This is a genomic window from Phormidium tenue FACHB-1050 (assembly GCF_014696925.1).
Lineage (GTDB): Bacteria > Cyanobacteriota > Cyanobacteriia > Pseudanabaenales > Pseudanabaenaceae > Pseudanabaena.
The window spans coordinates 28927-49540 of the sequence record NZ_JACJQY010000003.1; the positions used below are offsets into that span (position 1 = coordinate 28927).

Below are 20614 nucleotides of genomic sequence, written 5' to 3' on the forward strand. Positions count from 1 at the left end.
TTAAATAATACAAAAGCACAAAATGGCGTAGCCATTTTGTGCTTTTGTATTACATCCGAATCTTTTTTAGAGTTTACATATTTGGCGCGATCGCGAAAGTGCTACTTCTTCTACTTGCCAACCAAAGGCAAAATGACTAATAGAATTAACCGCAGGTACAGCTGCCCGAATGGCTTGCATTTGTACTTCTAAGGATGGACGATTTGTAAAGGGTTCGTTCCATTGACCAACTAAAATTGGCGCGATCTTGGTTCCGCTCGGAGCATAGTTTGCAATCCTAAGAACTTGCGCCACGATGCAGTCTGGCTTACCACAAACTGCATATGCCATCGGTTGCCACTCATAAGCATTGGTAAACAAATGCCAAGGTTGCATTCGCGAGTCAAATCCAGCACCTACGGGTTGATTACCATCGGAGAAAAAAGCAATACTAGCAGGAAGCCCTTGCTGGAAAACAGGTTTAGAAACGGTGTCAAGATAATAGGTCACACCAATAAAAGCATGACCAACAGCTAATCGCCAGAGTTCACTTTGCCAATAGGCGATCGCAGGATTATTTTGCTCAGATGGTTGGCGACCTTGCCAGAGAGGTTCTGTTTCTTGTGGGTAGAGCTTTTTGACAGCTTGCAGATCTGTTGGTGTGATATAACCCTGTTTGAGAAAGCGATTGATAATTTCTCGACCCTGAAAATTCTCAGCGCGATCGCGAAAAGCTTGCAAAGAAGCTTGTCCATAAATCCATAGATAGCGAACATTACTCACCACCGAAGACGCACCCGCGCCGCGCTTGTAACGCACATAATCAAACACTACCCCGTCAGGTTTGCGCTTAACGACCTCATTCACTGCTAAATACAAATCACTCTGGGCTTGATAATTGTAGGGATCGATAAATAGCTGATCTTTAGTAGGAACTTCACCTTCACCATTTTTTCCTAAGTTCTCAACTATGGAAATTGTACTATCACCATTAGCATTGCGAGCGATCGCATTTTGACGGGCTACGGTTAATTTTGATAGTCCATTAAGATCTATGCCTCTACCATAGCCAGTTCCCACATTCATCGTAAAGATCCACGCATGAACCTTGATTCCCCGTTCTCGTCCTTTAGCGATCGCTAGTTTTAATAAGTCTGCATTTTTATGCTTCTCAGATTGCACAAGGGAATTCCAAGCTGTCGTATTCTCTGATTGTGGTAATAGAATCTTGCCATCGGACAGCACCTCTATAAATACTTGGTTATAGCCCTTATTCACAATCCGATCCATCACTTCGTCAAGTTTGCCAGACTGTAAATCACAGGGATATAAACGCAGCCAGATCCCTTGAGTTTTCAGCCAAGATTTTTGACGGCAGGTGGTGAGAGATTGACTATGCTCTTTCATAATCGCTTGATATTCTCTAGTTGCTGCTAAATTTGCACTTTTAGTTGTGTCTTGAAAAGCAGCAATTCGCAAATTTTCTTTGGTAGCGATCGCCTCACTCTCAAATTGACAATATTCACCAACTTGAGCCAAGGCTGGTTGTGAAACAATGGCTACTAAAAAGTTAGTACAGACAATAAGGGAAAAGAATTGAGTAGCGATGTTTACTGACATAGGAGAACCGCAATATTGATGGGCGATGAAATTGCTGTAATGTTTTGGGGAAATATGTTATTAAATTTTTGACATAGCGCCAAGCACTGTAACAGAAATCGAACACCATAGCAGACTTTAATCGCCATGACTGATGTTATTAATCCATCAACCGTTGAATCACCTGAGACTTATTTACAGTTTGGCGATCGCTATTACCAGTCTGGTAACATTCCTCTTGCACTAAAAAATTATCAACGCGCCTTAGCCATTAAGCCAGAATTTGCCCCAGCCCATGAGCGGATTGGGACAATCTATCAACAGCAAGGGAATTTGATGGAAGCGATCGCCAGTTTTAGTCAAGCAGTGCAGCTCGATCCACAATTTTTAGCGGCACAATTAGGATTAGGTAATGCTTATCAACAGATGGGATGGGCGGAGCTAGCGATTACACATTTTCAACAAGCACTGGAACTACATCCTGATCGTTTTTTAGCAGAATACCATTGCAAACTGGGGGATAGCCTCAAGGAGAGGGGCAGAATTACAGAAGCATTAGCTAGCTATGAAAGAGCGATTGCCACAAATCCTGATGATGTTGATGGCTATCGAGCGATCGCTCAAACGTATTTTCAACAGAATGAGCCAGAATTAGTCAAGGCTATCTATGAAAGAGCGGAAGACCATAATTCAGAAATTCTACAAGCTAAGGACTACAACGCTCTAGGAATAGCATATTTACAAAAAATTACGGTGATTGACTCGGATCAGCAATCTCTAAAAGAGGATTTAGAAAGTAACGCGATCGCCTGTTTTGAAAAAGCAATTCAAATCAATCCTACCTATGCTGATGCTCATTGCAATCTTGGTAGTACCTTCATTCGCAAAAATCAACTTAAAGATGCGATTCTTGCCTATAAAGAAGCGATCGATATTGACCCTAATTTTGCCCAACCCTACTTCAATCTTGGCATTATCTTCAACAATATTGGCAAAACTGACGAAGCGATCGCCTGTTTCCAATCCGCAGTTGATCTTGTTCCCAATTGGGTCGAAGCAAAACAATATCTCGGTAAGCTTCTAGAACGTCAGCTATAAACGCAAATGTTGCTAGGTAATGCGTTTGCTATACTCAAAGCACAGTCTAACTTTAATCCTTACCGAAGATGGCAGGATCAATTAACTAAAGACGAAAATCATGTAAGTAAAAAACCATGCAAAAAACAATAACTATCAGTCTAACCCCCGAAGGAAACTTACAACTTCCTCTAGAAATTCGTGAACAGTTTTCCAATGGCGAACAGTACTTGGTTATTACAAGCGAAAATACAATTACATTTAAAAAAGCTACTAAATTAAGTTGGCAAGAAATCAGAGAAAAAAGACAGTTGCTTGGTAGTGATCCTAATCCTCTCACTAATGAGGAAATTTGTGAAATTGTGAAAGAAGTACGTAAAGAAGCAGCCATATGATAGTGGTTTTAGATACAAACATTTGGTTGTCTGCAACTATTTGGGGCGGCATCCCTGATGAGATTATCTCTCTACAAGAGCAAAGGAAAATAGAAATAGCTTCTTCGCGAAAATTGTTAAGTGAGTTAGAAAATACATTTAACAAGAAGAAAATTCAGACCAAATTAGAGGCATTACAATTAACGACTTCTTCTGCAATCAGTCTTGTCTATGAGTCTGTAAATATTTATCCAATTGAAGAATTAATTGTTCCAGAGCTCCGAGATCCAGACGATACTATTGTTTTAGCTACAGCGATCGCTGCTAATGCTGAAGTCATTATTACAGGCGATCGCGATTTGTTGATTTTGCAAGAATATCAAAACATGCAGATTATGACTGCTACGGATTTTTTGGAGCAGTATTTTAATTTGTAGAGATATTGATCGCTAGCTGCTTAAAAAGGAACAGGTATTTGCAAATGGACATACTCTTGCGATCGCGGATGCCTGAAAGTTAAATCCCGCGCATGGAGATGTAGGCGCGTAGTTGCAGTCTGACAACCATAAAGGCGATCGCCTAAAATTGGTATTCCTAAACCTTGAGGATCAGCAGAGTGAACTCGCAATTGATGAGTTCTTCCTGTTAAAGGAATAAATTCTATCCGTGAATAATTCCCGACCTGTCCTAGTAAGCGGAACTCCGTCACGCTGGGCTTCCCACGTGGTAAGTCTACTTGTTGATAGGGGCGATTTTCGGGATTGCCCCATAGTGGCAAATCAATTATCCCCTGCTCACGTTCAATCTTACTCGATAGCAATGCTTCGTAAATTTTGTGGATTTCTCGCTTTTGAAACTGTTCACTCAAACAGCGAAGAGATTCTAAATCACGGGCAAATAATAGAATCCCTGAAGTTTGGCGATCAAGACGATGTACTGGATAAATAGGAACGTCTGCCCCGAAAGATTGACGTAATCGGCTTAGCACACTGTCTTGAGTATCTAGATATCGTCCAGGAATAGAGAGAAGTTCTGGAGGTTTAGCGATCGCAATCAAACAATCATCTTCATAGATGATTGACAAAGGTTGCGAAGCAACCTTTGTCAAAGGTATGGCTGGGGAGTTTTTTCTTCCTGACAATAAAAATCCCATTAATGGCTGACAGCGTTCTACACAAGCACCATAAAACTCTCCCTGAATTTTATAACCATCGGGTGAAGGATTTCCCCACCAAAACTCTGCCATTGCTAGAGGTATAAAGTTATGAGTTGCTGCATAGTGCAGTAACTTTGGAGCGCAACAATCACCAATTCCCGTAGGCATCGCTCCTTCCGTAATTAACTCCCTCAGCGATCGCGTTTCTCCAGCGAAATTAGTTAACACATAAGCATTATGCAATTGCGCTTGCAAAGTGCGCGATAACTCTCGCCGTTGTTGTTTGAGAATGAGCATTTTGCTGTCAGCCAGCGTAATTATTTCTTTTAAGGGCAACAGAACCTGATCACGATCGCGTTTAAAATCACGTCTTGCCATCTTTTCTTGTTGGCTTTCCCTATCCAAGTTCTTGAGTGCGATTTCCAATTCTTTTCCTGTTAAGGATGCTAATAATTGCAATCGCGTAGCATGTCTTGCTTGTTTAGAAACTTGATGTCGATCGCTTAAAGCTTGAAACTGAGCTTCATATTCTTGAGATAGACTCTTATATTGCAGCCTCTCAGGAATCTCGCTTAACTCGATTAATTCCTGTTTAATGGTCGCTAATTTGCTTAATGTAATTGATTCCTCAATCGCCACCTTCTCTCGACCTGCAATTGGGGGAACCCATCCTTCAAGATCACTTTGACCATTTAATAATCCAGAAAAGGCTTTGAGCACTAATCTTTCTCCCGTTGGTGATTTTGCTAGCAATACCCCATACATTTTCCCTTCTGCATTTTCAGGATAGCTACGTTTGAGTTCCTGCATCATATTTTGAGCGATCGCCTCAACCTGCAAAGTTCTTGGCAATCGCAACAATTCACCACTATAGGGACAAATCCCTTCATACCAATAGGTAACAGCTTGATCTTCCTCTGAAACAAGTATCATGGCAGAAGCATCTAATATTTCGCCGCCTATTTCTTCGATATGAGTCACCCTAGCAACCCCTTCCTTAATCTCAACTACGAACCCGCGATCGAATCCCTAGCAGACTATCACGATGTTGTTACTGCTGCCGAATTTCCAATGCACAAGTTACGGTGGCGTAATGATGACATTTTGCCGATACTAGGGCTTGACTCCTCACAGGTAAGCGATGATGACTTTATCGAAGCCTTTGGACATTTTCGTGCTGTGCGTCCATTCTTAGCGCTGCGCTATCACGGCTATCAATTTGGTGAATATAACCCCCAACTCGGTGATGGACGTGGCTTTATCTATGGACAAGTACTCGGCATCGATAACGAGCTTTATGATTTTGGAACAAAAGGCTCAGGCAGAACTCCTTATTCAAGAACTGCGGATGGTCGGCTTACTCTCAAGGGCGGCGTGCGCGAAATCATTGCTTCAGAAGCATTGCATCGTATGGGTGTTAAAACTTCCCGTTGTCTCAGTCTTGTCGAAACAGGCGAAGACCTATGGCGCGGTGATGAACCATCGCCAACACGCTCATCAGTAATGGTGCGCTTTTCGCGATCGCATATTCGCTTCGGTACATTCGAGCGATTGCGTTGGATTGGACGCGCCGATCTCACTCGCAAATTACTAGACCATGTTCTCCAAATTTACTATCCGCAATTTTGGGGGAAAGAGAATCAAGATGGCATTTTTTATTTGGAACTCGTACAAAGAGTAGCCACTCTCTGCGCTCAATGGATGACAGCAGGCTTTTGTCATGCAGTTCTTAATACTGACAACATGTCAATTACTGGTGAAAGCTTTGATTACGGACCTTTTGCCTTTATTCCTAACTATGATCCTAGATTTACGGCGGCTTACTTTGATCATGCAGGACGCTATAGCTATGCCAATCAACCTGCCGCTTGCTATTGGAACTTAGAAAAGCTGCAAGATCCTCTGAGCATGGTGATGGACAAGGACGATATGCAAGCGTCACTGTTGAAGTTTAAAGACTTCTATCGGGTTGCCTATTGTGAAATGATGCTGAAGCGTTTGGGCTTTGCTACGCTTTCCGAGCCTGAAACTGAGGATTTAATCGGTGCAACTTTGGAATTATTGTCAGGTGTACAAGCGATCGGCTATAACCAGTTCTTCGTGAATTTGCGTCAATCTTTTCAATCTAATTGGCGCGAAGATGCAGGTAATATTTTTGCTGATCACGATTGGCAATTCACCGATGAGCAATTACCTCTATTAGAAAAATGGCGCGTTGTTTATCATCAGTTGCTGATCCGCCAACCGATCGCTGAATTAGAAAATATTGCTCAACAACTCCAGCAATCCAATCCCACCATTATTTTCTTGCGTCCCAAAATCGAAGAAATTTGGGAACGGATTACCGTTGATGATGATTGGCAGCCTCTGTATGATGCGATCGCAAAATTAAAAGAATAATCCCTCACACCTAGCCTCTCTCCCAGTGGGAGAGGGGAACAAGAATTAATAAGACAATCTCTGCTTGAGACTTTCTGCAATCTTTGTTCCCAAATATTCAGGGATCAAATTTTCGTTTGGTCCCAACAAATACAAAATTAACCTTGTACGCCCGCGCCAAACTAATAAATTGGCATTCACCACCAACAAATCCTCCTGCCAAATCGCATTCATCACTTTATAAAATAATCCTGGTTGGCTATCTGCCTCAACTAACAACGCTGGCAAATGAAATACGCGATCGACATAAAAGTTTGTTTCTACTTTCTTAAGCCCACTGTCGAGATTAAACTCTAGCGCCAACATTTCCTCCACCTCAAAGCGCCCCAGTAGAGTCTCTTTGATCGCTTTTCGTACATTTTCGGCAGTTTTTTGAGGCAGAGATTTGCCCCCACGCGAAATCACCAGCTTAATAAACACCAGCATCGGCGAATGAATCTGCCCATACAAACTGAGGCTATGAATCGTTAAGCCATAAGCCGCTAATACACCAAAAATATCGTTTAACAAAAAAGATTGATTGCGATATGCAAAGTACAGCACACTTTTGCTGCTTTCAGACTTTAGTTCAATTACAGCTTCCTTCGTTTGATATAGCTGATAAGCCAAACGCAAATTTTGCAGTTGAATGTCACTACTCACAAACTGCTCGTAAAACTGAGGAAAGCTCATATTGAAGCGTTTCAGTAATTCGATCGTTGAGGTTTTTAGCCCAAACGTCATTGCCAACCTCCCGATCGCTTACAATCGCCTGTCATTGTCCAGAATATTTCCCAAGATATCAACACACCTATTGATTTTGGTGCAGTTACCAATATTAGAGCCCTATAACTGTGAAATAGCGCGATCAGATTTAACATTGCTTGGTTCAGGAGTTAAAAAAGTAAAAGCTAATATTGGTGGCTCAGTTACAAGGCAGCAATGATGGCATAATTCTACCAATATAGAGACAAGACTGGATAAAAGCTCCTAGCATTTATAGCTGTCGCCAGTCTTGTTAGGATACAAACCCAAGGAGTGAGTTGCGGCGCTTCGCGCCGCAACTCACTCCTTGGGTTTTGATTTGTCCTAATACAAATGGCGACAGCTATAAATAACAGCATTTTAGTATTTGCGACAGCATTTTAGTATTTGCGATCGCGTGATTTCAACAAAAGCAGATACAATACAAAAGCGTTTAGTATGTCTGTAACAAGTAGGGCGATCGCTGCTATATAAAAATTAGGCAAATGGGGTTCTGGAAAAGCTTATTTGGTTCTGACACCCTAGAACCGACAAAAAAAACAAAACTTCGCCAAGTGCCAAACCAAAGCGGACAGATTTTCTTTAGCACCGAAAAAGATCTTGATCTCTACGAACTAGAAGAATTATGCGACTCTGTAGGTTGGGCGAGGCGACCGATTCGTAAAGTCCGCATTGCCTTACAGCATAGCTTTGTCGTTCTCTCCATGTGGGAACATCGTGGCGGCTTTCGGCGTTTAATTGGCTTTGCTCGCGCTACTTCTGACCATGCTTTTAATGCGACATTGTGGGATGTGGTAATTCACCCCGATTTTCAGGGAAAGGGTTTGGGTAAAGCAATGATGGAAGAAATGATCCGCGAGTTACGCAAATCCGACATTAGTAATATCAGTCTGTTTGCCGATGCCCATGTGGTCGAGTTTTACAATCAGCTAGGTTTCAACGCCGATCCCGAAGGCATTAAAGGTATGTTTTGGTATCCATAAGAAACAAGATATAGAGCAAAGCTCTATATCTTGTTTTAGATTGCCTAATTCTGTGCTAGTCTAGAAAAGCTTAATTTTTGATTTTTTATAGCTAAGACTATGCCTAAAGCTGGAATTCACCCAACGTGGTATCCCGAAGCAAAAGTAATTTGCAACGGTGAAGTGGTAGCAACCATTGGTTCTACACATCCTGAGATTAATGTTGATGTATGGTCGGGCAATCACCCCTTCTACACAGGCACACAAAAGATTATCGATACCGAAGGTCGCGTAGAACGCTTCTTACGTAAGTACGGCATGTTTGACGAAAACGCTGCTGTGGAAAATCAGGTATAGCCAACCTTGAATTAATTCAAGGTTTCTTTCTGGCTTACTATAACTTTTCACTTTCTTTTGCGGTAACTCAAATTCCATGCCTGCTGCTTACTTAATCAAAAAGCTCGAATCTGTTGAACAAACCTTCAATGAACTGACTCGTCGGATGGGTGATCCTGACGTGGCGACCGATCACGGCGAGTTTCAGCGCATTGCTAAGGTGCGGGCTTCGTTGGAAGAGACAGTGCTGACTTACGAGACTTTTCGTAAGGCGGAGCAAGATTATAAAGAGTCGCAAGAAATCCTGAAGGAGTCTAACGACCCTGATCTCAAGGAAATGGCGGCTCTAGAGGTCGAAGAATTATCGACAAAGCTAGAAGATCTTGAAAAGAAGTTACAGGTTCTACTGCTGCCCCAAGATCCTAATGATGACAAGAACATCATGTTGGAAATTCGTGCGGGTACAGGTGGCGATGAGGCTGGAATCTGGGCTGGAGACTTGGTGCGGCTATATACGCGCTATGCCGAGCGTCAAGGCTGGCGGGTGAAGATGGTCAGTGAGACTTTGGCAGAAATGGGTGGCTTTAAGGAAGCAATCATTGAAGTTCAGGGCGATCGCGTTTATAGCAAACTCAAATTTGAGTCAGGAGTGCATCGCGTGCAGCGTGTTCCTGCTACCGAATCACAGGGGCGAGTGCATACATCAACGGCGACAGTGGCAATTATGCCTGAAGTTGATGAAGTGGAAATTCACATCGACCCCAAGGATATTGAAATGTCCACCGCAAGATCAGGCGGTGCTGGTGGTCAAAACGTTAACAAGGTTGAGACTGCTGCTGACTTATTTCACAAACCGACGGGGATCAGAATTTTTTGTACAGAGGAGCGTTCGCAGCTCCAAAACAAAGAGCGAGCCATGCAGATCTTACGGGCTAAGCTCTATGAAATAAAGTTGCGCGAACAGCAAGCTGAGATTACGTCGATGCGGCGATCTCAGGTGGGTACTGGTTCGCGATCTGAAAAAATTCGGACTTATAATTACAAAGACAGTCGCCTCACCGAGCATCGTTTGGGTCAGAACTTTACTTTGCCACCAATTTTAGAAGGGGATCTAGAGGAAGTAATCCAAAGCTGCATTTCTAAGGATCAACAAGAACGTTTACAGGAATTAGCGATCGCCACTGGGGATGATCTCGTCTCATAAAATTAGAATAATTTAGGTAAGTAAAGGGGGCGCGAAGCGCCCCCTTTACTTAATTGTTTTTGTAGGCTGAACGACCTTGTATAGCTAAAATATAATCATGCAAGTTCGTCAGAGTGTCACCTATAGCAGCATCGATTCTAAATCTCTGCACGATTGGATTGTTAAAGCGATCGCTAAAGCACAGATCACAGGATCACCGATCTTATTGAGTTACTCTCAAAATTGGGAGTGCTTTAATCCTTTATTGTTGTTGGCGAGTAAATCCGAAGCTCAGCAACCCAAATTTTACTGGGAACAACCAAATGCAGACTTAGTACTAGCGGCGGCAGGTTCAGTTGCCGAGGTGTCAGTTCCCAACCATGACTTGAGCGATCGCTTTGATTGTGCCAAAAAATTTATCAAAGCCCATTTAACTAACGCGATCATCGCCAAGAATTCCAATTTTGCAACTACAGAATCTCCGATTTCCATACATATTTTTGGGGCTTTTTCGTTTTATCGCAATGGAAGTGATGCGAGTGACTATCTGGATTTAGCAGAAACCAATGATTATCAACCAGTGATCGAGTTTCCGACTTTACTCTTTTTTATTCCGCGTTGGATGGTGCGTCACAAGGAGCAAAATTGTACCTTAACCCTCAATCATTACATCCAGCCTTGGGATAAGCCCGATGAAGTACTAGAAAGCATTGAGGTTTTGAGATCGCATTTACAAGAAAGCTCTCATTACGAAGCCCCAACAGTCCATGAGGTGAGCAAAATTGTCGAGGTTCAAGGTCAACAAATCTGGACAGAGATCGTCGAACGCGCCTTGGCTTTAATTCATCAAGGACATTTTGAGAAAGTAGTATTGGCTAGAGCGTTGGATGTGTTAGCCGATCGCAATTTTGATCCGTTTCAGGTACTGCATGTTTTACGGTGTGAATATCCTGAATGCATTTCCTTTTTATTAGATTATGGCGTGGGCAAGACCTTTTTGGGTGCGACTCCTGAAGTGGTGTTGCAATTTAAAGCTCAAAGCGATCGCCTTTGGTTACGCAGTGATGCAGTGGCAGGTTCGATCGAGCGTGGCAAAACTGTTCAAGAGGATCTGATGCTGGGCGATCGCTTGCTCAATAGCGAGAAAGATATGCGCGAGCATCAGATTGTAATTCGTTCGATCTGCGATCGCTTGCAAAGTATGGGCGCAGCGATCGATCCCCAATCAGAGACTAGTTTGCTAAGGCTTTCTAATGTGCAGCATTTATATACGCCGATTACTGCTCAAATTGACGATCCTGATTGGTTGATTGCCCTTGATATTTTGCAGCAGTTACATCCAACCGCCGCAGTTGGTGGCGAGCCAAGGGATCGTGCAGTTTGTTTCATGCAGCAATGGGAAGCCTGCGATCGCGGTTGGTATGCTGCGCCCATCGGTTGGCTAAATGGTGATGGCGAAGGGACTTTTGGTGTGGGGATTAGGGCTGGATATATTCAAGGCGATCGGGCGAGGATTTTTGCTGGTGCAGGGATTGTGGCAAATTCTCAGGTTGAAAATGAACAAAGCGAAACCACGATTAAGTTTGCGGCTCTGTTAAAAGCTTTAGGCGCAATGTAATTTACATTCTGACTTATGGCGATTGGGCTATATCATCGACCGTTTTCCATGCTGGATGGAGTTACTATTGTCGCGTTGTTTTCATTCTCTCACGCTTTAACTGACCAGTGCCACATAGCGCTTACTAAGATTTTCGACCCGAATTGCAGGATCCGTCATATTTTAACTCTACCCAGAATGGAATATCTAGTTTACTAGGCTTGAAATTTTAATTTACTTTGTGGATTTACACTTTCACCAAATAGTTTTGCAAATAGTTTACTTATTAAAACTCTAACGCCTACGCTCAAGCGTTAAGATATTGATTGGTTCGTAGATGCGGTTTCGGGGTATCCCAAATCAATGGCTGTTAAACTTGCGCTGGATGATAAACAAGAAATACTTCGCCTCTATCGTGAGTCTGATGCGACCACGACCCAGTTGGCGAAGCAGTTTGGCATTAGTACGAGTACGGTCTTGCGACTGCTACAAGAGCTAATTCCTACTGAGGAGTATCGACAATTGGTAGGTCAAAAAAAGGCTGAAGGAAAAAGAGGATCGCGGATCAATTATGATATAGGCGGTTTTCAGGTAAATCAGCTTGCTTTGATTCCTGACGATTTGCCACTAACTCCTGAAGCTAGTAACCATGATTGTGAACCAAATTTTGACCAAGGTGATGAAACGGCGATCGCGATGGATGAAAATCTAGATGAAACCCTGAATATTGAAGGAAGCGACCTTGATGACGAAGATCTAGAGGACGATGAAGACGAAGATGAAGATGACTTGGTTGATGAAGATAATCTTGATCTAGATGAAGATGAGCTAGATCAAGACTTCACCGATGAAGATGATGCTGATTCTGGCTTACCAATGTTTGCCGACCTCAGTGGTGGTCATAGTATTGGCGATCGCCTTGAAATCTTGCCCTTAGACAGAGCTGATTTACCTTTAATTTGCTATATCGTCGTCGATCGCATTGCCGAAATTATTACTCGCCCCCTCAAGGACTTTAAAGACCTCGGTGCAATTCCACCTGAGGAGTCACTGTCAAAAACAATTCCAATTTTTGATAATCATCGGGTAGCAAGACGGTTTTCTCATCACAATCAGCGTGTGATTAAGTTTCCTAGCGATTTGATTCATATTACCCGTCCTAAACTTGTCCAAAAGGGTATTACCCGCATTCTGTTTAGCGGACAGGTATACACATTAAATTAGAAGATATAACTATGCACCGCGCTTTGCGCGGTGCATAATTCCCAGTTGAGCAAAAGACAAATATTGTGTTGACTCTTTCCCCAGCGCGGCAAAAGTTTTGGCAAATTGCCCATACACCAGATCAGGACATGTCGATTGACCATTTGCTCGAAGGAGCATTGGCGATCGCATGGGAAGAATATCCGCGTATGGATCTCGGACATTATCGAGAAATTTTTGATCGCATGGTTGCGGATCTGCAACCACGAATTGCCAAAATGCATTACCCACTCAAGGTGGTGCAGGAAATTAATCAATATTTATTTGCCGAACAAGGTTTCTGCGGCAATGACAGCGATTATTACAATCCCCGTAATAGTTTCATCACTGATGTTTTAGAGCGTCGTTTAGGTATTCCTCTGTCGCTATCACTGGTTTATATGGTGATTTGCGATCGCCTTGGATTTCCGATGGATGGAATTAGTTTCCCAGCCCATTTTATTATTCGTCCTCGTCATCCTGATCTAGAGATTTTCATTGATCCCTACAATAAGGGCGAAATTTTATTTCCTGAAGACTGTGCCGCTAAGTTGACACAGCTATATGGCTATGAGATCCCGCTTCAGCCTGAATATCTCGAACCTGTTAGTATGCGGCGCATTTTAGATCGGTTACTCACCAATCTCAAACTGATCTACCTCCGCCGCCGTGAGCCAGACAAAGCCTTAGCTGCCATTGAGCGATCGCTGATGCTCAATCCTGATGTACCAACCCAATGGCGCGATCGCGGTTTAATTTGCTATCAACTTGATCGCTATACCGAAGCAAGGATTGATCTGGAAAACTATTTGCAAAGTGTCCCCTATGCAGAGGATGGTCGGGTGATTTTACAATTAATTGAAGAAATCAAACCTAAGACTTTGTGATGTGAATAAATCTCGCCTCATAAAGTTTTGAGCATTATGGCTAGTTTTTCTTTGGCTTGCCAACTAGCGTAAGCACTATAAACACAGCGATCACCCACACTGACAAACACATGCATAACCTGCAAAGCATTTGTCCAAACCCAGAGTTTTGTCCCTTCTAAACCAGTTTGAATTAACTTCGCCTTGGCAAAATTTTGATTGTCAGTTTCGGTGAGATCAAGCGATCGCAGTTTAGAAATTAACTGTGATGTAGGGTCAGTTGAGTTCGGTGCAATTATAGGATTTTCCCAAAACTGACGTACAGCATCAGCAACTCTCGGATGATTTTTCAGAGGGGCATGGCGAATATTTTCTAAACGCACAAAACTAGCATGGGCAAACTGGGAACACCCCACAGGCACTGTGCCATCGGTATGATGACCAATATCACCAACAATAGAAAGCGTCGGAATTTTTGAGGCGATCGCTTCGGCATTGGGGCGACGATTTGTACCAAGGTCACGCGCCATCAAGGGAAACCAACGGAATGGATCAAATAATCTGCCGAGATCGGAGCCGCCGATGGGTGATGCGACTAGACATAGGCTATGGACTTTGGGCAACCATTCAGGATGGCGATCTAAAACCTCTAGCCAAATTAGCCCACCCATCGAATGGGCGACAATGCGCCATGGTAATTGTGGATGTGTGGAGATCGCCTCTAGGGCGACTTTTTCAACCTTATTAATTAATGGGGCGATCTCTAGCCAAGTATTGATCCAGCCTAGATCTGGGGTATAGGTAACGGTGTTTGCGTTTGCAAGCGATCGGGCTAATTGAGCAATGTCATGGTAAGTATCCGCCCAGCCATGCTGTGCAAACAAGATAAAGTCTTTCTCTTCCTGTGAGTTTTGCGGCGGTAAATTGCTAGGCATAGGTAGATCAACATAGTGAATTACAAAACCCAAAACCGTAAAATTGAGACCCAACGGGTCTCAATTTTACGGTTTTGGGTAATTTTTGCACAGAAACTTATGATAATTCTATCGCCTAATTCTTACTCCCCGATACATAACTACTTCCCCAGCATCCGATTTTTGATTAGCTTTAGAACTATTTTTAGTTTCAGATTTTGAACTTGGTTTTAGAGCCTCAACTTCTGACTTAACTGCTAACTCACTCGCTCTAGGTTGCGTAGATGCAGTGTTAGCTCCTAAGCTTTTAGCAATTTTTTCCAAGGGCTGAGAAATCAATGAACAGCCAATCAAAGCTGTCACTCTGGCAACTTCAGCCATTAGATTTTCGGGCGATAGGCGTGGTAACACATCAGATGCCCCTCGCCTCAACGCCCAACTATGTTCGATATCTTTAATTCTTTCTTGTCTAGGATTAAATAACACAACTTTGGTTGGAGCCTGTTGCTTAGATATCCATTGACAAACCGATGATGATTGCAATGTCTCCGAAGTAGGGCTTTTGATCGCCATGTCCATAATCAATAGATCTGGTAGCTGTTGGCGATCGCATTTTTCTAAATACTGCACTAAATCTAAGGAAATGTTTTCCCAAATCACTTCTAATTGCTGAGTTGCCAAAGCTGTCTGCCACAATTCCCCTTGTGCTTGATCGGTGTGCATCATTAAAACAGCTTTTTTTTGTTCAGCCATTGCTTATTCGGTTCCCCCATGGAGATGAGTTGTGCAATTTAAGTTTTGATTAAGGAAAACTTAACCGATTTTACAATGATATTTTGTACTGTAGTTAACCAAAGTCAAATAATAGAGATAGCGCAGAGCGCTATCTCTATTATTTGACTTTGATGGTTGCCATACCTTGCTGCCAATCCACAGGACAAACTTCATCATCATGGATCTGAGTATGTTGAATCGCTTTAAGAGTACGCAGGGTTTCGTCAATACTACGTCCAAAGGCAAGATTATTAATAGTGGCATGTTGCACAATACCTGCTTTATCAATGATAAACAAACCACGTAAAGCTATACCTGCTATAGGATCAAGCACATTAAAAGATGTGGCGATCGCCTTGGTCAAATCCGAAACAAGCGGACACTTAATATCACCACCCAGTCCACCATCCGCTAGGGGTGTTTGAATCCAAGCTAAATGCGCGTATTGACTATCCACAGAAATGCCGATTACTTCCGTGTTCAGGTTGGCAAATTCTTCATAGCGATCGCTAAAGGCAATTACTTCTGTAGGGCAAACAAAAGTGAAGTCTAGGGGATAAAAGAAGAGAACAACATATTTGTTTTTTTGATTTTTTTGGTAACTAGAAAGCTTAATTTTTGTAAATTCCTGATCAACTACAGCATCAGCCTCAAAATCTGGAGCAGGACAACCCACGCGCAAGAATTCTGACATAACTCATCTATCCTAATAAAATTCAATCGCGATTCTTGGGCTTAATGTTATCCTAATAACCAACCAGCTTTCTAAATTGCAGTTATGTCACCAGTAAAAGAAGCTCCTTCGGCGATTGCCAGCATTACGAGTTTAAATGGGGAAGCGATCCATGGACACCATGGCCCAACTGTAGAACGTCCGTGGGGTTCTTTTACCACACTCGAAGAAGGACGAGGTTACAAAATCAAGCGCATCGAAGTGAAATCAGGGCATCGCCTGAGTTTACAAATGCACCATCATCGTAGTGAACATTGGATTGTAGTTTCAGGTACGGCAAAAGTGACCTGTGGCGAAGAAGAAACGATGATTAGCACTAATCAATCGACCTATGTACCCAAATGTACAGCGCACCGCCTAGAAAATCCTGGGGTAATCCCTTTGATCTTGATCGAGGTACAGAATGGTGAATACTTGGGTGAGGACGACATTATTCGCTTCCAAGATGACTACGCACGTCACGAAAAGAAATAATTAAAACAAGGGGCTTAAGCCCCTTGTCTTTTTTTTGATAACAAGCAATGGCGATCGCGTTTAAAATAGTTGAGGCAATCTAGAATCGTTTCAACGTGAATAAAATTCCTCCCTTTGATGTATCGCAGCAGTATCAACAAATTGGCGATCGCCTCAACAAAGCTGCCTTAGAAGTACTCGCATCAGGGCAATACATTGGCGGACAGACCGTAAGTCAGTTTGAGACTGAGTTTGCCAGCTATATTGGCTCTGATTATGGTATTGCTTGCAACTCAGGTACTGATGCTCTGTATTTAGCAATGCGAGCCTTGGATATTGGGGAGGGCGATGAAGTAATTACTTCACCATTTACTTTTTTTGCGAGTGCGGAAACGATCAGCATGACTGGGGCAAAAACAGTATTTGTTGATATAGAAGCACATAGTTTCAATATCAATATGGATCTCATCGAAGCCGCCATCACCGATCGCACCAAAGCAATCATGCCTGTACATTTGTTTGGGCGATCGGTTGATATGACGAGTTTGATGGCGATCGCCCAAAAGCATAATCTTTATGTGATCGAAGACTGCGCCCAAGCAACAGGCGCAACTTTCAACGGTCAGAAAGTAGGAAATATTGGGGATGTCGGTTGTTTTAGTTTTTATCCAACCAAAAATCTCGGTGGCTGTGGTGATGGTGGCATAATGACCACCAAAAGTGCGGAAGTTGCTGAGAAATTAAAAATTTTGCGTGAACATGGTAGTCCTAAACGCTATTACCACGAATATATCGGCATGAACTCGCGTCTGGATTCGTTACAGGCGGCTCTCTTGCAAGTGAAATTACCCTATCTCGACAAGTGGAACGATCAACGTCGCGAAATTAGCGATCGCTATACAGATTTGCTCAAGGAGGCAAATATTCCTCACCTTGTAACTCCTCACCATTGCACAGGCAGTGTCTGGAATCAATATACAGTTTGTATTGGATCAGGAAAGCGAGATTATGTACAGACACAACTGCGAGAGCAAAATATCATCACGATGATTTACTATCCTTTGCCCTTGCATTTACAATCGGTCTACAAACATCTTGGCTATAAAAAAGGTGATTTCCCTGTTACCGAAGATATCTGCGATCGCGTACTGTCTTTACCGATGTTTCCTGAACTAAGCACAGAGCAACAGGAGCGAGTCGTCAGTACCTTAAAAGACATTCTCAAATAACCTCAAGTCATAAAAAAGCGGTGCAATACACTGCTTTTTTATGCTCCAAACGCTAAAACTTGCTCGACAGTTAGAGCAAAGCCATCAACTACTGTTGATGAAATTTGCATTTCACCTGTATAAATCTTGTCCTCATATTGCCCTTCCACCCATAGGCATATGGTAATTTGGCGCATTTCAGGATCGATAATCCAATATTCGTTAATGCCTCTAGCTGCATACTCTGTACGCTTATAGCGATAGTCGCGATCTCGATTCTCCTGCCCAGGAGAAACAACTTCGACCACCAAAACAGGCGGTGGTATCACCATTGAAACAAAATTACGTGACGATGCTTGTAAATATGCTGCCGATTCTTCAGTCACTATCATGAGATCTGGTATACGACAGGTTGATCTTTTTCCTGACACTGCAATTTCAGTATTGTAAAGAATCAAGGCAAGCGGTATATATTTAGCAAATTCAAACAGTAAAAACTTAGCAATACTAATGTTCCCAAAGGATTCTGTGGGCATTTTGACTAATTCTCCGTTGACTAGCTCATAGCGTGTATCTGTCCCATCGTCATAGTTGAGATACCCTTCTATGGTCATTAGGGTAGAGGGGCTAGCTGTAGCTAAAGTCATAATTTAAGTCCTCTATTACGCATGACAAAATTGTAGCAAAGTCTAATGGTGGAAAGATGTTTATCGCATTTGCCATCTACAGAGCTTTTCGCTGACTTAAAAAACTAGAAATAATTTTGAAAGCACGGATTAGTGCCGCTTTCAAAATTATTTCTGTACTACTTAAAGCCTCAATAAACTGTAAGTATTGTGTAATTCTAGTATTACTAAAGATGGTGGAATTTTAAGTTTAGGATGGGTGGCGCTTCACGCTACACACCCTAAACTCCAGAAGCGATATATCGTGATTGCTAGCAAATTTTAAAAACTCAAATCTCCGCTCTATAATAGCCACATCTAGATTAAGGAAGCCCCAAAATCAAACTATGACAAAATTTGACTTTCTATCAGATATTCAAAAACCTTGGCACTACATGGACGTAGAGCAAGTATTGGCAGCTTTGGAATCTTCGATAGAAGGTTTATCATATGTTAATGCGCGGCAAAGATTGCGGCATTTGGGAGCCAATAAACTACCGCGATCGCGTCCCATCGGCAAGGTTCTCTTACAACCTTTAATCAATCCTTTAACTTATCTTTTATTAGGATCAGCAATTTATTTGCAATGGAATGGAGCTGAAGGATGGGCGCTAATTTCTGTAGGGGTATTGCATAGCATAACTGGGCTTGGAATTTCATTATGGTCAATTAAGACCAAAGAGAAGGTCAGTCGTGATCGCCCTCAGCGTCGTCAAAATGCTCCATCCAATTCAGTGATTGTATTGCGCGATTGTGAAGAGATGGAACTGCCATCGCGGGATTTGGTATTAGGTGATATTTTAGTGCTGCGCGAAGGCGATCGCCCGAATGTGGATTTGCGCGTACTAGAGACATCAGAGGATTTACTAGTAAATCAAACTAATTTAGGCGGTGAAGCAATTTGCGCTAAGCGAGCTGAGCTTACTTTTGAAGAAAAAACTCCACCCCTTGAATGCAGCAATATGATCTATGCGGGAACAGAAATTTCCACAGGAACCGTGAAAGGTATTGTGATTGCAACAAGTCGTTTCACCCAAGAACAAGCAGCTCTAATCAAAGAGAAGCCATTTTCAGTTATCCATTCTGAATTGCGTCAACTACGTCAAGTCTGGATTGGGATGTTGCTGTTAGTGACAACTACGGCGGTCGGCTTTGCATGGCAACGCGGAATTACGATCAATGCGATGACTGCTGCCGCTTTAATTGTGAGTACCTATCCTCAAAATTTATTACGCATTGCAACACAAGTCCAATTATTGGGGATGTGCGATCTTGCCAAACAGAGAATATGGGTGCGGTTTCCTTCTGTCTTAGATGCGATCGCCAGAGTAACTAAAATTGTGCCAATAGTCGAGTCGGATGTGGTGTTGAGCTTTGATGATTTGAGTCGGGCTGGCATTGAGTGGAGAGGACTGATCAGAGCTTCTGAAGATGATGCAGCCGCATTTAGTGAAGTAATTGGTATTGAAACCCATAGTTATTTTGATGCACCTCAAGAGCGGATTCGCCAATGGCAAAGAGAATCCTCCCAATTTAGCCAAAAGCCTTTAAAAGCAGTTGCTGTAATTGGGAATGATATTGAAGATATTCCTCTGTTCAGATCCGCCGATGTCGGAATCTGCGATCGCACTTGTCGCAAAGAATTACAAGATAGTTCAGCACTAATTTTACCGAAGGAAGACTTCCATTATTTACCGATCGCGATTCTTGAAGGAAGAGCTACCTTTGATCGGTTGCAACGGATCGCCTTACTTACAGCTACAAGTTCCTTTACGCTAGCTGTACTAACCCTAATGGATACCGCCGCAGGGTTTTCTATACCACCATTGCAATTAATCTGGGTCGGTGCAATCGCTACCCCACTTGTTGCTTTTCCTCTCGCTCTTGAACCTACCCATGAGAGTCTGCTATCTCAACCAGCACATCGTTTTCAAACCATGTTGCGTCCAAGTAATTACCTCCGCATTTTGCTAACTGTAACCGCGACGATTACTGCCATTTCCCTAGTCTTCTGGCTAAAGTATCAAGGTCAACCCTCGCTATTTTCTCAAGCGCGATCTATGGCTTTTGTCACCCTTGGTTTCAGTCAGATTTTTCATGCCTGTGCGATCGCTCGTCAAAGTGTATTTAGCAACTTGCCACTGATTCTTGGCATATCCTTTATTACTATTTGTCAAATAGCCTTTGTGCAAGTTCCTTGGTTTGGCGATCTGATGTCAACGGTTCCCTTAAATGGTGTTGAATGGGCGATCGCAGTTCTCAGTGCTACTGCTGTTTTTTGGGTGCAAGAACTAATCAAAACGAGCTAGTGAT

At 42.7% G+C, this 20614-nt stretch carries 20 protein-coding genes; 13 read left to right on the top strand and 7 right to left on the bottom strand.

The features are described from left to right. Nucleotides 1-66: 66 nt before the first annotated feature. Nucleotides 67-1599 (bottom strand): family 10 glycosylhydrolase, encoded by a 1533-nt coding sequence (locus H6G05_RS02720; RefSeq protein WP_190576099.1) that lies wholly within the window; start codon nt 1597-1599, stop codon nt 67-69. 126 nt (nt 1600-1725) lie between these two features. Between H6G05_RS02720 and H6G05_RS02725 the strand changes: the two genes are divergently transcribed. The 3 genes from H6G05_RS02725 (at nt 1726) to H6G05_RS02735 (ending at nt 3466) form a co-directional block, all read left to right on the top strand. Next, on the top strand, nt 1726-2676 hold the full coding sequence (locus H6G05_RS02725; protein ID WP_190576101.1) for a tetratricopeptide repeat protein: 951 nt from the start codon (nt 1726-1728) through the stop codon (nt 2674-2676). A gap of 116 nt (nt 2677-2792) precedes the next feature. Then, nucleotides 2793-3050: a hypothetical protein gene (locus H6G05_RS02730; RefSeq protein ID WP_190576103.1), complete on the top strand. Its 258-nt coding sequence runs from the start codon at nt 2793-2795 to the stop codon at nt 3048-3050. Beyond that, the gene (locus H6G05_RS02735) at nt 3047-3466 is read left to right on the top strand and encodes a putative toxin-antitoxin system toxin component, PIN family (RefSeq protein ID WP_190576105.1); all 420 of its coding nucleotides are present in this window, start codon (nt 3047-3049) and stop codon (nt 3464-3466) included. The genes H6G05_RS02730 and H6G05_RS02735 overlap by 4 nt, the downstream gene beginning before the upstream one ends. A 20-nt stretch (nt 3467-3486) precedes the next feature. Here H6G05_RS02735 and H6G05_RS02740 read toward each other — a convergent pair whose 3' ends face one another. Continuing rightward, entirely contained in the window at nt 3487-5166 is a 1680-nt protein-coding gene (locus H6G05_RS02740; RefSeq protein ID WP_322096318.1) for an RluA family pseudouridine synthase, read from the bottom strand. On the opposite strand from H6G05_RS02740, the gene H6G05_RS02745 reads away from it, so the two are divergent. Then, a complete protein-coding gene (locus H6G05_RS02745) occupies nt 5158-6585 on the top strand; it encodes a protein adenylyltransferase SelO (RefSeq protein WP_190576107.1) in 1428 nt (475 codons plus the stop codon). The genes H6G05_RS02740 and H6G05_RS02745 overlap by 9 nt on opposite strands. A gap of 45 nt (nt 6586-6630) precedes the next feature. Here the strand turns inward: H6G05_RS02745 and H6G05_RS02750 are convergent, their stop codons facing one another. Then, nucleotides 6631-7347, bottom strand: a complete 717-nt coding sequence (locus H6G05_RS02750) for a hypothetical protein (protein WP_190576109.1) — start codon at nt 7345-7347, stop codon at nt 6631-6633. Nucleotides 7348-7853: 506 nt separating this feature from the next. On the opposite strand from H6G05_RS02750, the gene H6G05_RS02755 reads away from it, so the two are divergent. The 6 genes from H6G05_RS02755 to H6G05_RS02780 all read left to right on the top strand — a co-directional run bounded on the left by H6G05_RS02755 (nt 7854) and on the right by H6G05_RS02780 (nt 13575). After that, nucleotides 7854-8351, top strand: coding sequence for a GNAT family N-acetyltransferase (locus H6G05_RS02755; RefSeq protein ID WP_190576111.1), 498 nt, complete (start codon nt 7854-7856; stop codon nt 8349-8351). 99 nt (nt 8352-8450) lie between these two features. Continuing rightward, nucleotides 8451-8687 (top strand): 50S ribosomal protein L31, encoded by a 237-nt coding sequence (gene rpmE / locus H6G05_RS02760; RefSeq protein ID WP_190576113.1) that lies wholly within the window; start codon nt 8451-8453, stop codon nt 8685-8687. 76 nt (nt 8688-8763) lie between these two features. Next, a complete protein-coding gene (prfA, locus tag H6G05_RS02765; protein ID WP_190576115.1) occupies nt 8764-9870 on the top strand; it encodes a peptide chain release factor 1 in 1107 nt (368 codons plus the stop codon). Nucleotides 9871-9967: 97 nt separating this feature from the next. Next, nucleotides 9968-11467 carry an isochorismate synthase gene (locus tag H6G05_RS02770; RefSeq protein ID WP_190576117.1) on the top strand — a complete coding sequence of 500 codons (1500 nt, stop codon included), beginning with the start codon at nt 9968-9970 and terminating at the stop codon, nt 11465-11467. 342 nt (nt 11468-11809) lie between these two features. Next, nucleotides 11810-12670 carry a helix-turn-helix domain-containing protein gene (locus H6G05_RS02775; protein ID WP_190576119.1) on the top strand — a complete coding sequence of 287 codons (861 nt, stop codon included), beginning with the start codon at nt 11810-11812 and terminating at the stop codon, nt 12668-12670. A 65-nt stretch (nt 12671-12735) separates the two neighbouring features. Next, nucleotides 12736-13575 carry a SirB1 family protein gene (locus tag H6G05_RS02780; RefSeq protein WP_322096319.1) on the top strand — a complete coding sequence of 280 codons (840 nt, stop codon included), beginning with the start codon at nt 12736-12738 and terminating at the stop codon, nt 13573-13575. A 17-nt stretch (nt 13576-13592) separates the two neighbouring features. Here the strand turns inward: H6G05_RS02780 and H6G05_RS02785 are convergent, their stop codons facing one another. From H6G05_RS02785 to H6G05_RS02795, 3 genes are all read right to left on the bottom strand, one after another. Further along, entirely contained in the window at nt 13593-14489 is an 897-nt protein-coding gene (locus H6G05_RS02785) for an alpha/beta fold hydrolase (RefSeq protein WP_190576122.1), read from the bottom strand. Nucleotides 14490-14597: 108 nt separating this feature from the next. Beyond that, entirely contained in the window at nt 14598-15221 is a 624-nt protein-coding gene (locus tag H6G05_RS02790) for a response regulator (protein ID WP_190576124.1), read from the bottom strand. 139 nt (nt 15222-15360) lie between these two features. Continuing rightward, nucleotides 15361-15936, bottom strand: a complete 576-nt coding sequence (locus H6G05_RS02795) for a peroxiredoxin (RefSeq protein WP_190576126.1) — start codon at nt 15934-15936, stop codon at nt 15361-15363. 84 nt (nt 15937-16020) lie between these two features. Here H6G05_RS02795 and H6G05_RS02800 point away from each other — a divergent pair, with 84 nt between their 5' ends. Both H6G05_RS02800 and H6G05_RS02805 read left to right on the top strand, forming a co-directional pair. Continuing rightward, nucleotides 16021-16449 (top strand): cupin domain-containing protein, encoded by a 429-nt coding sequence (locus H6G05_RS02800; protein WP_190576128.1) that lies wholly within the window; start codon nt 16021-16023, stop codon nt 16447-16449. Between the two features lie 95 nt (nt 16450-16544). Beyond that, a complete protein-coding gene (locus H6G05_RS02805) occupies nt 16545-17657 on the top strand; it encodes a DegT/DnrJ/EryC1/StrS family aminotransferase (protein WP_190576130.1) in 1113 nt (370 codons plus the stop codon). A 38-nt stretch (nt 17658-17695) separates the two neighbouring features. Here the strand turns inward: H6G05_RS02805 and H6G05_RS02810 are convergent, their stop codons facing one another. After that, nucleotides 17696-18283, bottom strand: a complete 588-nt coding sequence (locus H6G05_RS02810; RefSeq protein ID WP_190576132.1) for a Uma2 family endonuclease — start codon at nt 18281-18283, stop codon at nt 17696-17698. Between the two features lie 365 nt (nt 18284-18648). Between H6G05_RS02810 and H6G05_RS02815 the strand changes: the two genes are divergently transcribed. Beyond that, a complete protein-coding gene (locus H6G05_RS02815) occupies nt 18649-20610 on the top strand; it encodes a cation transporting ATPase C-terminal domain-containing protein (protein WP_190576135.1) in 1962 nt (653 codons plus the stop codon). The last annotated feature ends 4 nt before the right edge of the window (nt 20611-20614 follow it).

Excerpts from the sequence above, each read along its gene's own strand:
- H6G05_RS02720 (WP_190576099.1), bottom strand. The coding sequence starts at position 1,599 with ATGTCAGTAAACATCGCTACTCAATTCTTTTCCCTTATTGTCTGTACT.
- H6G05_RS02725 (WP_190576101.1), top strand. The coding sequence starts at position 1,726 with ATGACTGATGTTATTAATCCATCAACCGTTGAATCACCTGAGACTTAT.
- H6G05_RS02730 (WP_190576103.1), top strand. The coding sequence starts at position 2,793 with ATGCAAAAAACAATAACTATCAGTCTAACCCCCGAAGGAAACTTACAA.
- H6G05_RS02735 (WP_190576105.1), top strand. The coding sequence starts at position 3,047 with ATGATAGTGGTTTTAGATACAAACATTTGGTTGTCTGCAACTATTTGG.
- H6G05_RS02745 (WP_190576107.1), top strand. The coding sequence starts at position 5,158 with ATGAGTCACCCTAGCAACCCCTTCCTTAATCTCAACTACGAACCCGCG.
- H6G05_RS02750 (WP_190576109.1), bottom strand. The coding sequence starts at position 7,347 with ATGACGTTTGGGCTAAAAACCTCAACGATCGAATTACTGAAACGCTTC.
- H6G05_RS02755 (WP_190576111.1), top strand. The coding sequence starts at position 7,854 with ATGGGGTTCTGGAAAAGCTTATTTGGTTCTGACACCCTAGAACCGACA.
- rpmE (WP_190576113.1), top strand. The coding sequence starts at position 8,451 with ATGCCTAAAGCTGGAATTCACCCAACGTGGTATCCCGAAGCAAAAGTA.
- prfA (WP_190576115.1), top strand. The coding sequence starts at position 8,764 with ATGCCTGCTGCTTACTTAATCAAAAAGCTCGAATCTGTTGAACAAACC.
- H6G05_RS02770 (WP_190576117.1), top strand. The coding sequence starts at position 9,968 with ATGCAAGTTCGTCAGAGTGTCACCTATAGCAGCATCGATTCTAAATCT.
- H6G05_RS02775 (WP_190576119.1), top strand. The coding sequence starts at position 11,810 with ATGGCTGTTAAACTTGCGCTGGATGATAAACAAGAAATACTTCGCCTC.
- H6G05_RS02785 (WP_190576122.1), bottom strand. The coding sequence starts at position 14,489 with ATGCCTAGCAATTTACCGCCGCAAAACTCACAGGAAGAGAAAGACTTT.
- H6G05_RS02790 (WP_190576124.1), bottom strand. The coding sequence starts at position 15,221 with ATGGCTGAACAAAAAAAAGCTGTTTTAATGATGCACACCGATCAAGCA.
- H6G05_RS02795 (WP_190576126.1), bottom strand. The coding sequence starts at position 15,936 with ATGTCAGAATTCTTGCGCGTGGGTTGTCCTGCTCCAGATTTTGAGGCT.
- H6G05_RS02800 (WP_190576128.1), top strand. The coding sequence starts at position 16,021 with ATGTCACCAGTAAAAGAAGCTCCTTCGGCGATTGCCAGCATTACGAGT.
- H6G05_RS02810 (WP_190576132.1), bottom strand. The coding sequence starts at position 18,283 with ATGACTTTAGCTACAGCTAGCCCCTCTACCCTAATGACCATAGAAGGG.
- H6G05_RS02815 (WP_190576135.1), top strand. The coding sequence starts at position 18,649 with ATGACAAAATTTGACTTTCTATCAGATATTCAAAAACCTTGGCACTAC.